The 1,059-nt window shown below is 39.8% G+C and carries 1 protein-coding gene; it reads left to right on the top strand.

Annotation, left to right across the window (positions count from 1 at the left end):
• Positions 1–1,059: inovirus-type Gp2 protein (locus RMB13_RS00580; RefSeq protein ID WP_311084111.1), on the top strand; the 1,059-nt coding region annotated here is incomplete at both ends.

The raw sequence follows: 1,059 nt of genomic DNA, 5'->3' as shown, positions 1-1,059 counted from the left end.
AATGAGCGTGAGGTAGATTTATTTCAACTCAAGTCCTTTGATAACGTACCTTATCGTCTGAGAGTGCCTGATGAACGTCAATACACGACGATGACAGCGATCTCTCGTCTATCAATCAGTTGTGCGGAAAATGCAATTCCTGCAATTGTGCTTCAGACAGCTGAAGGTGAAATTATTACCTATCAATATGCGCCATGGTTTGAACTACACCAGCGTTTCTTTGATCAATGCATGTTATTTGAGACAGGGCATTTTAAAGTCGGGAGTGAGATTCTCAGCTATGTTGACGCCAGATCAGCTTATCCAGACACGCCGTTATTGCAGATGCTTCCTCCTGCTGGAGTTCCTTTAGAGCCTTGTCATATTAAAATAATTCATCGAATAAACCGATTTGTAAATCATATTCGAGAAAATATGTTAGGTCCCGAAACTAAACGTGAACTCAGAAAGCGTAAAAAACACTGCCGAAAGAATTACCGTAGCTGCGTTAAATGGTTTGGAAAACACCTAAATACTTACAGTAAAGTGATGGTTGTTCGCTTAGATCTATACTACAAATTTGGAATTTCTGAACTCATCAATACCTCTCCTGACTTCGAAGGCTCTAGACACAATGCACATTGTTTAATGACCATTAAAACAGATGTGGAAAGGCTGCTTGGTAATTTTCGCTCTGATCCTACACTGAAAGAAATTATTGGATATTGTTTGAAGTTCGAACATGGTCCATACAAAGGGCAACACGTACATTGCATCATTTTACTTGATGGTCATGCACATCAAAAAGATGTAAAGTGGGCTGAAGATATTGGTCAATACTGGGTCAAGCTCACCAATGGCAAAGGTGCTTATCATAATTGCAATCGGAACAGTTCAGATTATAAATATCCTTGCACAGGAATGATTTCCTACGACGATCACGAGAAAATTCATAATTTGTGTCGTTGTCTGGCATATTTGTGTAAATCCGATCAATACTTCTTATTTGCACCACTCGCCTGCTTTCGTACCATTCAAAAGAGTGTAGCTCCCAAAGAGAAATCGGGTATGGGCAGACCT

Origin of the sequence: Acinetobacter sp. V102_4 (assembly GCF_031799005.1) — a bacterium.
Taxonomy (GTDB): Bacteria; Pseudomonadota; Gammaproteobacteria; order Pseudomonadales; family Moraxellaceae; genus Acinetobacter; species Acinetobacter calcoaceticus.
This window is presented reverse-complemented; position numbering and strand designations above follow the sequence as displayed.